A 13737-nucleotide genomic window follows, 5' to 3' on the forward strand; every position below is an offset into this window, starting at 1 on the left:
CTCAACGACCAGGCGTCCTTCGTACGGTTCCCGCCGCGCTGCGGAACCACCGGCGCTCTGCTCCGTTGCGGGTCAAGCCCGCGGCCCGCTGGTACTCGCGCCGCGCCTCGTCCGCGCGGCCGGCGCGACCGAGCAGGTGCGCCCGTACTGCCGCGACGCGGAGCGGCGATGCTCTGCCCTCGACCGCCGCGACGACCTGCAAGCCGGCGTCCGGACCGACCACCTCCCCCACCGCGACCGCCCGGCCGAGCTCGCTCACCGGGCCCGGGTCGAGGCGGCAGAGCACCTCGTACAGTCCAAGGATCTGTCGCCAGTCGGTGCCGCTCGCTGTCTCAGCCTCGTCGTGCACCGCGGCGATCGCGGCCCGAACCTGATAGCGCCCCGCGCGCTCCTGCGTCAGCGCGTCGGTGAGGAGCTCGACGCCCTCGGCGATGAGGTCGGCGCGCCACAGGCTCCGGTCCTGATGCGCGAGCGGAACCAGAAGGCCCTCTCGGTCTGCGCGCGCGGGCGCACGCGCATCGGTGAGAAGCATGAGAGCGACCAATCCCGCGGCCTCCGGGCGCCACGGGTCGTCGGGGCGACCGAGTGAGAGAAGGAGTCGAGCGAGCCGCAGCGCCTCGGCGGCGAGGAGGGGCCTCGTGATGTCCTCGCCCTCGACGGCCGAATGCGCCTCGGTGTGGATGAGGCTCAGCACATCGAGGAGCACCGGGATCCGCTCCGTCATCTCGCCGCCCGGCTCGAGCGGCACGCCGCGAAGCGTGGCTTTCGCCCGCGAGATCCGCTGCGCGACGGTCGCCTCGGTGGCGAGAAGTCCGCGCGCGATCTCCCGGGTGGTGAGCCCACCCACGCAGCGCAGGGTGAGCGCCATCTGCGACGCGGGCGACAGCGACGGGTGACAGCACAGAAGGAAGAGGCGGAGGGTGTCGTCCACGTCGGCCGCGACGGCGCCGCCGGGCTCCTGCCGGGTCGCCCGCTCCTCCCGTGCCCGCCGCGCGGCATCTGATCTGACCGCATCGACATACCGGCGTGACGCCACCGACACCAGCCACGCGGCAGGATTCTCGGGCATCCCCTCCCGCGGCCACTGGCCCCATGCCGCGAGGAGCGCCTCCTGCACCGCGTCCTCCGCGTCGTCGAAGGCGCCCGTCCGGCGCACCATCACCGCGAGCGCGCGTGGAGCCGCCGACCGCACGGCGGCGGTCAGTGCCCCGAGCGGCGGCCGACTCACGTGTTGGCGGCGAAGTCCGCGTCGGTCCATATGCGCGCGATCCGCATGCCGCCAGGAACCACGGCTTCGGGGAACCGTGCGGCGATCTCGGCGGCACGGGCCTCGTCGGCGACATCCACCAGGTAGTAGCCCGACACCACTTCGGTCAGTTCCGGCAGGGGTGCGTCGGTGACGACCGGACCGTCGGCACCGCGGGTGACCTGCTGCTGTGCGTCGGTGTCGAGCGCCTTGGAGTCGACCAGCTCGCCGGTGGCCTGCAGGTCGGACTCGACGTCCCAGTAGACCTGAAACGCCGCCGCACGCTCCTCGTCGCTCATCTTCGCGAACAGGTCGATCACGGCCGGGCTGTTGTGGATCAGGATCAGGTACTGCATCGGAACTCCCTCGCTTCCGGCCGCTGTGCGCGGCCCTCTCAGTGTGTCGGAGCCGGGTGCCGTTTCTCGACACGCTCTCTCGCCCTGTTTCGGCGGGAAAGGGGGGTTTCGGCGAGGAAGGGGCGCCGCACCGCGCGTTTAGCCTCGTCGCTGCCCGCCCCGGTCGAAGCGCCCGCCGGCGGGTCAGGCGACCTGCTGCTGCAGATCGACCACCCAGCGGGTGCCGCCCGGATCCATCGGGGTCTCGAGGTACACCTCGCGGGCAGGACCCGCGGGCGTGAGCCCCCGGCGGTCGATCTCGGCGACGAGGTCCTGCCACGCCCGCTGGATGCCCAGCAGATCATCGGCCTCGTACCGCCCGGTCAGGGCGCGGGATGCCGCGGGCACGGTCGCCCGCTCGAGACCGGCCGGAGTCGCGGCATCCCCGATTTGCTCCGCCGCGGCGGCGATCATGCCATCTCCGTCGGTGGTGTAGATCGCCACTCCCGGCCCGGTGTGCACCGCCCCGGCCGCAGCGATCGCCTCGTTGACCCGGGTGAACATGTACCCGATCTCGGCTTCGATCTGCGACATCTCCTCGATGCGCATCGTCTCCTGCACCACGTGCAGCTCGGGCAGGGCGGTTTCGACGTATTCCGTCATGGGAATCTCCTTCTGGATGACGCGGAGACGCGCCTCGACGGCGGCGAGCCGATGCCGGTCTGCGGCGATCTGCGACCGCAGCTCCTCGCGCCGCTCGCGGAGGAGGAGCGCGACGTCCTCCTGCGAGAGGCCGCCGTCCAGCATCCGTCCGACCTGATCCAGGGTGAACCCGAGATCTTTCAGGGCGACGATGCGGTTGGCGCGCTCGAGCTGACCGACACCGTAGGAGCGGTAGCCGCTCCAGGGGTCGACCCGCTCGGGCGTGAGGAGACCGAGGTGGTCGTAGTGACGCAGCATCCGGACCGACACTCCGGCCAGCCGGGCGAACTCTCCGATGCTCAACATGGTGATTCCACGACAGAGCCTGACACCGTGTCAGGGTCAAGCACCAGGGTTCGGGTTCACTCCGTCACACTCGGAAGACGGTGTGGATGTCACGTTCCACGCGACCCAGCACCGCGCGACCGCCGAGCGCCTCGAGCTCGAGAAGCACCGCGGTGCCGGTGACCTGCGCTCCGACGGCGGCGAACAGCTCGTGCGCGGCGGCGAGGGTGCCGCCGGTGGCGAGCACGTCGTCGACGAGCAGCACCCGCGTGCCGCGGGGCAGGTCGTCGTGCACCTCGATCGTGGCGTGACCGTACTCCAGCGCGTACTCGACCGCGGCCGCGGGACGCGGCAGCTTCCCTGCCTTGCGCACCGGCACGACGCCGGTGTCGGCGGCGATCGCCGCGGCGGCGGCGAGGAGGAACCCGCGCGCCTCGACGCCGGCGACCACGTCGAACGTGCCCGCGAACGGAGCGATCAGCGCATCGATGACGGCGCGGAGCGCGTCGGCGTCGGCGAGGAGCGGGGTGATGTCGCGGAACTGGATGCCCGGCGACGGATAGTCGGGGATGACGGTGATCAGCGATTCGGCGCGGGCGAGGGGGCCGGAGGCGTTCACCCCGCCACCCTAGTCCCGCGCCTCACACACTCAGGAAAATGTAAGCGCTTGCAGTATTGTGAGCGCATGACTTCGCCCGATACGGTCACCTCCCCCGCAGACCGCGCCTCCACCCCCGGCTCCGAGTGGTGGCGCACCGCCGTCATCTACCAGATCTACCCGCGTTCCTTCGCCGACACCTCCGGTGACGGCATCGGCGACCTCCCCGGCGTCACCGCCCACCTCGACGACCTCGCCGAGCTCGGTGTCGACGCGATCTGGCTCTCCCCCTTCATGCGTAGCCCCCAGAAGGACGCCGGCTACGACGTCGCCGACTACTGCGACGTCGACCCGCTGTTCGGCACGCTCGCCGACTTCGACGACATGCTCGAGGGAGCGCACGCCCGCGGCATCCGGGTCATCGTCGACCTCGTCCCCAACCACTCCTCCGACCAGCACGAGTGGTTCCAGCAGGCTCTCGCCGCCGCGCCCGGCAGCCCCGAGCGCGCGCGCTACATCTTCCGCGAGGGTCGTGGCATCGACGGCGACGTGCCCCCGAACAACTGGGAGTCGGTCTTCGGCGGCCCGGCGTGGACGCGCGTGACCGAGGCCGACGGCACCCCCGGCCAGTGGTACCTCCACCTCTTCGACACCTCGCAGCCCGACTTCGACTGGAGCAACGAAGAGGTGCGCGAGGAGTTCCGCCGCATCCTGCGCTTCTGGCTCGACCGGGGCGTCGACGGCTTCCGCGTCGACGTGGCTCACGGCCTGGTCAAGGCCGAGGGGCTGCCCGACTACACCCCGCCCTCCACCGCCGACTCGATGGGCGGCGGCGAGGTGGACGTCCCCTACTGGGGCCAGGAGGGCGTGCACGACGTCTACCGCGACTGGCACGAGCTCCTCGACGAGTACGAGGGCGACCGCGTGCTCGCCGCCGAGGCGTGGCTCCCCACCGCCGACAAGACGGCGCTGTGGGTGCGCGAAGACGAGATGCACCAGGCCTTCAACTTCCCCTACCTCTCCACGCCGTGGAACGCCGCGGAGCTGCGCGAGGTCATCGACGAGTCGCTGCGGGCGTTCCCGGGCGTCGGCGCGCCCAGCACCTGGGTGTTGTCGAACCACGACGTCGTCCGCCACGCCTCGCGCCTGGCGCTCACGGCCGAGAACCCACAGGGGCACGGCATCGGACCGAACTCCCCCGGCAAGCCGATTGCGGATGTCGGACTGCGGCGTGCCCGCGCGGCGACCACCGTCATGCTGGCCCTCCCCGGGTCGTCCTACCTGTTCCAGGGCGAGGAACTCGGCCTCCCCGAGGTCGTCGACCTGCCCGACGACGCCCGTCAGGACCCGACCTGGTTCCGCACCGGTGGCGAGCGTTACGGCCGGGACGGCTGCCGTGTGCCGCTTCCCTGGAAGAGCGACGCCCCCGCCTTCGGCTTCAGCCCGAACGGCGAGGCCTGGCTGCCGCAGCCGACCGACTGGGCGGGTGTGGCCCGTGACGTCCAGCGCGCCGACGGCTCGTCGACCCTGTCGCTGTACCGGAGCCTGCTCGCCGAGCGCCGCACCCACCAGCTGGGCGCGGGGAAGCTGGAGTGGCTCGACGGCTTCGGCGACGACGTGGTGGCGTTCCGGAATGGTTCGGTGCGCGTCGTGGCGAACCTCGGCGCCGCACCGGTGGAGCTGCCGGCGGGTGAGATCCTGGTCGCGAGCGGCCCGATCGACGGCCGCGCGCTGCCCGTCGACACCGCGGTCTGGCTGACCGAGGACTGAGGGGCACCGGCCGCGGGGGCGGCGCGACGGAACGCGAGGGGGCGACGTGGTCAGCATCGATGAGGTGGCGCGCCTGGCGGGCGTGTCCACCGCCACGGTCTCCCGCGCCCTGAGCGGCCGGGGTCACGTCTCGGCGACCGCCAAGACGAGGGTCGAGGATGCCGCGAAGAGCCTCGGCTACGTCGTGTCGGCATCGGCGTCGAGCCTGGCCTCCGGCCGCCGTCGCAACATCGGCGTGCTCGTGCCGTTCCTCGACCGCTGGTTCTTCAGCACGGTGCTGAGCGGCATCTCGACCTCGCTCATGCGCCGCGGGTACGACATCACGCTGTACAGCCTGACCAACGACGCCGGCGAGCGGCATGCGATCTTCGAGACGTTCCTGCGCCGCCAGCGCGTGGACGGCGTCATCGCGATCTCGCTCGAGCTCGGCGAGGAGGAGCTCGAGCGGCTGCGTCAGCTCGACCTGCCGGTCATCGCGATCGGTGGGCCGAGCCCGCGGCTGGACACCCTGACGATGGATGACGTCGCCGTGGCCAGGCTCGCCACCGAGCACCTCCTCGCGCTCGGCCATCGCGACATCGCGCACATCGGCGCGAGCCCCGAGTTCGACGTCGACTTCCACGTGCCGACGCAGCGGCGACAGGGGTTCGAGCAGGCGCTGGCCGACGCCGGGTTCCCGGCGCGGCCGGCCCTGTACGAACCGGCCGACTTCACGATCGAGGGCGGGTTCCGCGCGGCGAAGCAGCTGCTCGGGCGCCCCGGCGAGCGTCCCACGGCGATCTTCGCCGGCTCGGACGAGATGGCGATCGGAGCGCTCCTCGCGGCCCGCGAGCTCGGCTACCGGGTGCCCGAAGACCTCTCGATCATCGGGATCGACGGTCACGAGCTGGGCGAGTTCTTCCGACTCTCGACCGTCGACCAGTTCCCGCTCGGGCAGGGCGAGAGGGCCGCGGCGGCGATCCTCGCCGAGATCGACGCGACGGTGCCGCCCGAGGACCGCCCGTCGCGCCGCCTGCCGTACGAGCTGATCGTGCGCGGCTCCACCGCGCGCGCGGCCGGCTGAGCGCCGCGGGGCGGGCCGCGCCGAGCGCCGCACCGCGAACGGCGCCCGCCCGGAGCCGCGCCCCGGGGGCGCGTTAGGCTCGGCGGTATGGCCCTCGACCTCGATGCGATCTACACCGACCTTCACCGTCATCCCGAGCTGTCGTTCCAGGAGACCCGCACCGCGGGTGTCATCGCGCAGCGTCTGACGGAGCTGGGAATCGAGTTCGAAGAGGGCATCGGGCGCACGGGGCTTGCCGCGGTGATCCGAAACGATGATGCCGACGACGGCGAGCGCGGCCCGGTCGTGTGGCTGCGCGCCGACATGGACGGCCTCCCCGTCGAGGAGCGCACCGGTCTCGCCTACGCCAGCACCGCCCGCGGCGTCGACCCGCAGGGCCTCGATGTGCCGGTGATGCACGCGTGCGGGCACGACATGCATGTCACCGCCCTCCTCGGCGCGCTCGAGCGCCTCGTCGCGACCACCGACGAGTGGCGGGGCACCGTGGTCGCGGTCTTCCAGCCCGCGGAAGAGTACGGCGCCGGGTCGCAGGCGATGATCGCCGACGGCGTACTCGACCGGTTCCCCCGCCCCGACATCGTGCTCGGCCAGCACGTCACCCCGCTCCCCGCCGGCACGATCGGCGTGCGCCCGGGCACCCAGATGGCCGCCTCCGACGGACTGCGCGTCACCCTCCTCGGCCGGGGCGGTCACGGTTCGCGCCCGCAGGCGACGATCGACCCGGTGGTGATGGCCGCCGCGACCGTGATGCGGCTGCAGACCGTCGTCTCGCGCGAGACCGATCCGCGCGATGTCGCCGTGGTCACCGTCGGGTCGATCCACGCGGGCCTGAAGAACAACATCATCCCCGCCGAGGCGGTGCTCGAGCTCAGCCTCCGCTATCCCGACGACGAGGCCCGCGCCCGGGTGCTGGAGAAGGTCGAGCGCATCGTCCGCGCCGAGGCGCAGGCATCCGGCGCCGAGGAGGAGCCCGTCATCAAGGTCGACCACAGTCTCCCGCCGACGATCAACGACGAGGAGGCGACCGCGCGCCTGCGCGCCGCCTTCGCCCGCGCCTTCGGCGACGAGAAGGTCGTCGACCCGGGCATGTTCACCGGCAGCGAGGATGTCTCGTGGTTCGCCCGCGAGGCGGGCGTGCCGCTGGTCTTCTGGTTCTGGGGAGGGGTCGACCCTCAGGTGTACGCCGACGCCGCGGCATCCGGAAGCATCGAACGCGACATCCCCACCAACCACTCGCCGTTCTTCGCGCCGCTGCTGCAGCCGACCCTCGACAACGGCGTGGCGAACCTCGTCACCGCGGCGCGGGAGTTCCTCGCCGCGCGTTAGCCGCGGCATCCTCTCCCCCACAGCGCGGGCACCCGTCGTCCGCGCCGCCTCCGCTCGGCCTCCCCGCGCGCGGACAATCGGCCGAGACGCGCACGTTTCGGCCGGAAAAGTCCTCCGGCGGGCCGATCGTCCTCTCGCCGCGAACCGCGGCCCAGGGCCGCCACGCCGCGCCGGAGTGCGCGCGCGCCCCGACAGGCGTAGTGTCATCGGCCGTGACGACTGATGGTCGCGAGCCGGTGGAGGAATCCCCTCGCGCGAAACGTCTCCTGCTGGGAGACCCCCTCACCTCCGAGAAGCTCGACGACCAGCTGCTGCCCAAGCGCCGGGCGCTGCCGATCTTCGCCTCCGACGCGCTGAGCTCGGTCGCCTATGCGCCGCAGGAGCTGCTGATGATCCTGCTGATCGGCGGGACCGCGTTCCTCGCCTTCAGCCCCGGGGTCGCGGTCGCCGTCGTCGTGCTCCTCATCGTGGTCGTGCTGAGCTACCGCCAGCTCATCAAGGCCTACCCCACGGGTGGCGGCGACTACGAGGTGGCGCGGACGAACCTCGGCGAGGTGCCGGGGGTCGTCGTCGCCTCGGCGCTCCTCGTCGACTACGTCCTCACCGTGGCGGTGTCGATCGCCTCGGGGGTCGACAACATCATCTCGGCGATCCCCGAGCTCGCGCCCTTCCGCATCGAGTTCGCGGTCGGCTTCGTCATCCTGCTGGTGGTCGTGAACCTCCGCGGGGTGCGCGAGGCCTCGTTCGCCTTCGCGATCCCCACCTACGTCTTCATCGGCTCGGTCGCGGTGATGGTGGTCGTGGCCCTCATCCGCACCGCGCTCGGCGACCCGCCGATCGCGTCGAGCGCCGAGTACGCCGTGCAGGCCGAGGAGCTCACCCAGGCCGCGACGATCCTCCTCATCCTGCGGGCGTTCTCGAGCGGATGCTCCGCCCTCACCGGTGTCGAAGCGGTCTCCAACGGCGTGCCGGCCTTCCGCCGCCCGAAGGTGCGCAACGCCCAGTGGACGCTCGTGCTCATGGGCGGGGTCGCGATCACTCTGTTCGCCGGCCTCACCGCCGTGGGACTCATCTCCCAGGCGCACTACGCGGAAGACCCTTGCAACCTCGTCGGCTTCGCCTGCGAGACCACTCCGCAACCGAGCCTCATGGCGCAGATCGCCGCCGCCACGTTCGGGATGGGCTCCATCCCGTTCTTCATCGTGCAGGCCGCGACCGCGTGCGTGCTGCTCCTCGCCGCCAACACCGCGTTCAACGGCTTCCCGCTCCTCGGATCGGTGCTCGCCCGCGACGGCTACGCGCCGAAGGCGCTGAACACCCGCGGCGACCGGCTGGTCTTCTCCAACGGCATGATCATCCTGGGCCTCGCTGCCATCGTGGTGCTCGTCGTCTACCAGGCGAACTTGACCACCCTCATCCAGCTGTACATCATCGGCGTGTTCGTGTCGTTCTCGCTCGGCCAGATCGGCATGGTGCGGCACTGGCGTCGAGAGCTTCGGCAGACGAGCCGCGTCGAAGCGCGGCGCGACCCGCGCGCCGCCGCCGAGCGCCGCGCGGCCCTGACGGGCCTGGCGATCAACTCCACCGGCGCCGCGATGACCGTCGCCGTGCTCGTCATCGTCACCGCGACGAAGTTCATCTACGGGGCGTGGCTGGTCTTCCTCGCGATCCCGGTCCTTGCGATCCTCATGATCGGCGTGAACCGCTACTACCGAGACGTCGAGCACGAGATCCGCATCGACGAGCCGGTGCAGTACGGCTCATCGGGCGACATCGCCCTCATCCTCGTCAGCCGCCTGCAGAAGCCGGTCGCCAAGGCCGTCGACTACGCCCTCGCCGCCAAGCACGACAAGACGATCGCCCTGCACGTGGCGGTCGCCGGCGACGACGCCGAGGCCCTGCAGCAGGAATGGCAGGACCAGCGGATGCCGGTGCCGCTCGTCATCCTCGAGTCGCCCTATCGCTACTACGCCGGGCCCGTCGCGGAGTTCATCCGGCAGTACCGCGAGAAGCACGGGTCGGCCGTCGTCACGGTCTACCTGCCGCAGTACATCGTGGGGCACTGGTGGGAGACGCTGCTCCACAACCGCCGCGCGCGGCGCATCGCCCAGCAGCTCATGCTCATCCACGGCGTGACGATCACCCTCGTGCCGTGGCTGCTGGACTCCTCCGAGCTCATCTACGGGCGCCGCTCGCGTCCGCTCCCCGGTCAGGACCGCGCGGGCCGGCCGTTCGAACCCGACCTCGAGGCGCCCCCGATCGCCGAGCGCTCGAGCCTGGAGGCCCGGCCCGACGAGTGACGCCGCGCCGCGGCATCCGCTCTTCTCTCTCATCGCGCCCTCTACTGACTCGAGGACGATCGGCCGAGACGCGGACGTTTCGCGGCGAAACCTACGCGCCCGGACCGATCGTCCTCCCCTGGGGAGGGTGGAGTGACCCGCGAGGAGGGCATCGCGGGCCTAGAGATCCCGTGAGGATGCCGCATGGACACCACGATCGCCGCCCCCACCCTGATCACGAGCGCCGTGGCGCTGTCCACGATCTGCAACCCGATCGGCACGCTGCCGGTGGTCCTGTAGGTCACCGCCGGCCGCACCCCCGCCCAGCAGCGCCGGATCGGACTGCTCGTCGGGCTCGCAGTGATCGTCATCGTCGCCGTCTCGCTCATCGCCGGCACCTGGGCGCTGCAGATCTTCGGCATCCACATCACCGCACGCGTCCTGACCGCCGCGGCGCACCAGGTCAGTGCACCGGCTGGGCCGCCGAGAACACCGCGCCGGGATCGAACCGGCGCTTGAGCTCACTGAGCCGACCGGCGGCCTTGCCGTAACCGAGCCGGCGGTCCGCCCCGCCGCCGTCCACGAACGTCAGGGCCAAGACGTCGATGTGCCACGGCTCGAAGTGTGCCACCGCTGCACGAACGGACGCGTCCGCGCCGGCCGCGGCCTCGGGGACCGGAACCATCGTGACCGCGTGGCAGACGAACTGCCCCCGCAGAGCCGACACCGCGCCACCGGCGGCGGCCGGGCGCGCGACAGCTCCGCCGATGTGGCGGAGCTCCGTCATGAAGAGTGCGCGGTCGGATCCGGCGCGAAGGAACGCCTCCACCGCGGCATCCGGAAGCTCGTCCAGCACTGCATGCGCCGTGACCGCGGGAGTCGGCTGCGGCGGGTCCATGTGCACAGCGACCAAGCCCGCGGCGGGAATGCGGGCAAACGTGTCGATCTCCGGCGCGAGCTCCCGCAGCGGGGCGAGAGCCGCCATTGCCGTCTCATCCGTCTCGAGCACCGCGCCGTCGATGACGACGACCGACCGACCGGAGAGGAAGGGCGGCAGCTCGGGCAGCGGCGGGAGATTCAAGATGCGAAGGGTCGTCGTCGCGCTCTCGGGAGCGGTCGCGGTCCACGCCGCCCAGGCGCGAGCGACCTCGGGGGCGTGCGCGGCATCCCACAGCAGCATTCCGGCGTAGACATCCGCGTAAGGAAGCAGGTCGATCTCGAGCGAGACGACGACCCCGAACGCGCCCGAGCCCCCGCGAACCGCCCAGAACAGGTCAGCGTTCTCTTCAGCACTGGCGCGGACGAGGACACCGTCGGCCGTGACGATCTGAACGGCGCGGACGAAGTTCACGGCCAGACCGTGCGTCCGCGCGTAGAACGACAGACCGCCGCTCAAGCTGTACCCGGCAACGCTCACATCTCCGGCGCTTCCGTGGGGAGCGGTCAGCCCGTGCGGCGCCGTCGCCTCGAGCACGTCGTTCCAGTGCGACCCGCCGAGGACGCGCGCGGTGCGCGAGACGGGGTCGACCGTGACACCGCGCAGGCGCGCCAGGCTGACGACGACGGTGTCGGCGAGACCGGTGTCGGCGAGAGCGGCGGCGGCATGTCCGGTGGACTGCGGCGCGACCCGGAGTCCCGCCGCCGTGGCCGCGCGCACGATCTCCACGACGTCTTCGGCGGTCGGGGGACGCGCGACCGCGACCGGCCGCTGGTCGACGGCGAGGTTCCACGGCATGCGGGCGAGATCCCACTCGGCATCGCCGGGGAGCACGATCAGATCTTCGAGGGCGGACCGCAGGCGCGGGCCCCGCGGGTCTGCATCCGGACGGGCGGCGGCAGTCGTGGTGTCGGACAGGGTCATGATGAGCTCCAGCATTCTGATGTCGATCGGGCAGGCACCAGAGAGGCGCCGCCGGAGAGTCTGACGGTGTTCGGATTCGTGCACCATCCCAGGGGAGAGGGGTCTTGGGGCATCCCAGATACCTGGGATGGTGCATCCGCTTCGGCAGGAGCACACTGTTCGCATGGCCACCGCACTGGCGCTGGGGCGCGCGCGGAGCGACATCGACGTGATGTCGCGCGCCGGCCTCCCCTTGCACCGGTTCATGGACGAAGCCGCGGCTGCACTGGGCGTGGTCGTCCCGTTCGTCGCCGCCTGCGTGTCGACGCTCGACCCCGCGACCGCGATGGTCTCGAGTGCGCGCAAGCTCGGAGCACTCGACGGTCGGAACGAGCAGGACGTCTCGTGGTCTCAGCTCGAGTACGGCGGGGAGGAGCCGACAGCGATCCGCGGGATGCTGCAGGCCGGCCGGACCGCGGTGGGCATGCAGCGCGAGACCAGAGGTGATCTGGATCGGTCCGCCCGTATGGCCGAGCTTCTCGTGCCCTACTTCGACTTCCACGACGAGGCGCGCGTCGTCTTCGCCGACCGCAGCGGGGGATGGGGACACGTGTCACTCTTCCGCGGGAGCGACGACGACGGGTTCGCAGCGGACGAGCTGGCGTTCCTCGCCGCGGTCGCGCCCTCATTCACCCGCGGCATCCGCACCGGGCTTCTCGCGCAGATCGCTCTGACGCAACCCGTCCGCGAGACCGGCCCCGCCGTGGTCATCGTGGACGTGCAGAACCGCATCATCCAGTCCACGCCCGCGGCGGAGCAGCACCTGGCGCAGATGTCGGTGCTGCCGGGCATGGGCGACCCGCTCGTCTACGTCTACGCGCTCGTCGACGCCGCGCGTCGACTCGCTCGAGGCGAGACCGACCGTGTCCCCCGCGTGCGGGCGCGCGCGGCGGACGGGCTCTGGCTGGTGCTGCACGCCGCGCCGCTCGGCGGGCTCGGGGATCGCGGCGGCGACGTCGTGGTCACGATCGAGGAAGCGAGGCCGCAGGAGGTGATGGATCTCGTCGCGGCCGCCTTCGGCCTCACCGCGAGGGAGCGCGATGTCGTCTCCATCGTGCTGCGGGGCGCCGACACGAAGGAGATCGCTGCGTCGATGCACGTCTCGCCGTACACGGTGCAGGACCACCTGAAATCGATCTTCGACAAGGCGGGGGTCACCAGCCGTCGCGAACTCGTCGCCCGGGTCTACTTCGACCAGTACCTCTCCCGTGCCGGGTCCGAACTCGCCCCCTCCGGGTGGTACGCGGCCACGCCCTGACGGTTCTGCACGGACGCCTGGACGAGAGTCAGCCCAGACCCGCTCGTTCCGTGTCGGCCGGGCCCTCCCCGGCGACCGGCTTGCGCGACAGGCCGACGGCGCCGGCGGACGGGTCCTTCGCGCGCGAGAGCGCCGCGGCGACGGCGACCGACTCGTCGACGTCGCGGTAGCGGGGGCGCAGCTGCACCGGGTGCTCGGGCTTCTTCTCGCGCTTCGCGCGCCGCGCGGCGTAGGTGAGGTTCAGCGCCTCGACGAAGATCGCGAACGCCATCGGTCCGTAGATGAAGGCCTTGTCGATGTAGAACCCGAAGCCCTCGGCGATGAGGAACACGCCGATGAGGAGGAGGAACGACAGCGCCAGCATCTTCACCGTGGGGTGCTTGTTGACGAACTCGAAGATGAACCGGGCGGCGAAGAGCATGATGGCGAACGAGAGCACCACCACGGTGATGATGACGACGAGGTTCGTCGTCATGCCGACGGCGGTGATGACCGAGTCGAGCGAGAAGACGATGTCGAGAAGGAGGATCTGACCGATCACCGATCCGAACGAGATCGCCTTCGATCCGCCCGCCCCGTGCTGCTCCTCCGCACCCTCGAGCTTGTGATGGATCTCGGTGACCGCCTTGTAGACCAGGAACAGTCCGCCGAGGATGAGGATGACGTCCTTCCACGAGAACCCGAGGTCGCCGATGGCGAAGACCTCCTCGGTCAGGGTGATGAGCCATCCGGCGAAGAAGACCAGGATCACGCGCATCGCCATCGCGAGCGTGAGCCCGAGGTTCCGGGCCTTCGCCTGCTGCTCTTTGGGGAGCTTGGAGGCGAGGATCGAGATGAAGATGACGTTGTCGACGCCGAGGACGATCTCAAGCACGAACAGTGTGATGAAGACCGCGATCAGGTCGGGCGTGAAAGCGAAGCTGAAGTCCACGGTCACATCGTAGGGGGGTGACCGGACCGGTCACCCCCCGTGAT

Annotated in this window: 11 protein-coding genes; 5 read left to right on the top strand and 6 right to left on the bottom strand. The window is 71.0% G+C overall.

Annotation, left to right across the window (positions count from 1 at the left end):
* Position 1: 1 nt before the first annotated feature.
* The 4 genes from MA875_RS11385 to MA875_RS11400 form a co-directional block, all read right to left on the bottom strand.
* Positions 2-1228: an RNA polymerase sigma factor gene (locus tag MA875_RS11385; protein ID WP_248242405.1), complete on the bottom strand. Its 1227-nt coding sequence runs from the start codon at positions 1226-1228 to the stop codon at positions 2-4.
* Entirely contained in the window at positions 1225-1602 is a 378-nt protein-coding gene (locus MA875_RS11390; RefSeq protein ID WP_248242406.1) for a YciI family protein, read from the bottom strand. The genes MA875_RS11385 and MA875_RS11390 overlap by 4 nt, the downstream gene beginning before the upstream one ends.
* A gap of 183 nt (positions 1603-1785) precedes the next feature.
* Positions 1786-2589: a MerR family transcriptional regulator gene (locus tag MA875_RS11395; protein ID WP_248242407.1), complete on the bottom strand. Its 804-nt coding sequence runs from the start codon at positions 2587-2589 to the stop codon at positions 1786-1788.
* A gap of 64 nt (positions 2590-2653) precedes the next feature.
* Positions 2654-3187 (bottom strand): adenine phosphoribosyltransferase, encoded by a 534-nt coding sequence (locus MA875_RS11400; protein ID WP_248242408.1) that lies wholly within the window; start codon positions 3185-3187, stop codon positions 2654-2656.
* A gap of 66 nt (positions 3188-3253) precedes the next feature.
* Between MA875_RS11400 and MA875_RS11405 the strand changes: the two genes are divergently transcribed.
* The 4 genes from MA875_RS11405 (at position 3254) to MA875_RS11420 (ending at position 9625) form a co-directional block, all read left to right on the top strand.
* A complete protein-coding gene (locus MA875_RS11405) occupies positions 3254-4936 on the top strand; it encodes a glycoside hydrolase family 13 protein (protein WP_248242409.1) in 1683 nt (560 codons plus the stop codon).
* Positions 4937-4982: 46 nt separating this feature from the next.
* Positions 4983-5999 carry a LacI family DNA-binding transcriptional regulator gene (locus MA875_RS11410; RefSeq protein WP_248242410.1) on the top strand — a complete coding sequence of 339 codons (1017 nt, stop codon included), beginning with the start codon at positions 4983-4985 and terminating at the stop codon, positions 5997-5999.
* An 87-nt stretch (positions 6000-6086) separates the two neighbouring features.
* Positions 6087-7325, top strand: a complete 1239-nt coding sequence (locus tag MA875_RS11415; protein WP_248242412.1) for an amidohydrolase — start codon at positions 6087-6089, stop codon at positions 7323-7325.
* Between the two features lie 212 nt (positions 7326-7537).
* Positions 7538-9625 (top strand): APC family permease, encoded by a 2088-nt coding sequence (locus tag MA875_RS11420; RefSeq protein ID WP_248242413.1) that lies wholly within the window; start codon positions 7538-7540, stop codon positions 9623-9625.
* Positions 9626-10067: 442 nt separating this feature from the next.
* Here MA875_RS11420 and MA875_RS11425 read toward each other — a convergent pair whose 3' ends face one another.
* Positions 10068-11480: an FAD-binding oxidoreductase gene (locus MA875_RS11425; RefSeq protein ID WP_248242414.1), complete on the bottom strand. Its 1413-nt coding sequence runs from the start codon at positions 11478-11480 to the stop codon at positions 10068-10070.
* A 148-nt stretch (positions 11481-11628) separates the two neighbouring features.
* Here MA875_RS11425 and MA875_RS11430 point away from each other — a divergent pair, with 148 nt between their 5' ends.
* Positions 11629-12762, top strand: a complete 1134-nt coding sequence (locus tag MA875_RS11430; RefSeq protein WP_248242415.1) for a helix-turn-helix transcriptional regulator — start codon at positions 11629-11631, stop codon at positions 12760-12762.
* A 28-nt stretch (positions 12763-12790) separates the two neighbouring features.
* On the opposite strand, the gene MA875_RS11435 is transcribed toward MA875_RS11430, so the two are convergent.
* Positions 12791-13693 carry a TerC family protein gene (locus MA875_RS11435; protein WP_248242416.1) on the bottom strand — a complete coding sequence of 301 codons (903 nt, stop codon included), beginning with the start codon at positions 13691-13693 and terminating at the stop codon, positions 12791-12793.
* Positions 13694-13737: the final 44 nt, after the last annotated feature.

The sequence above is a fragment of the Microbacterium kunmingense genome (assembly GCF_023155745.1).
In the GTDB taxonomy this organism is placed as follows: domain Bacteria; phylum Actinomycetota; class Actinomycetes; order Actinomycetales; family Microbacteriaceae; genus Microbacterium; species Microbacterium kunmingense.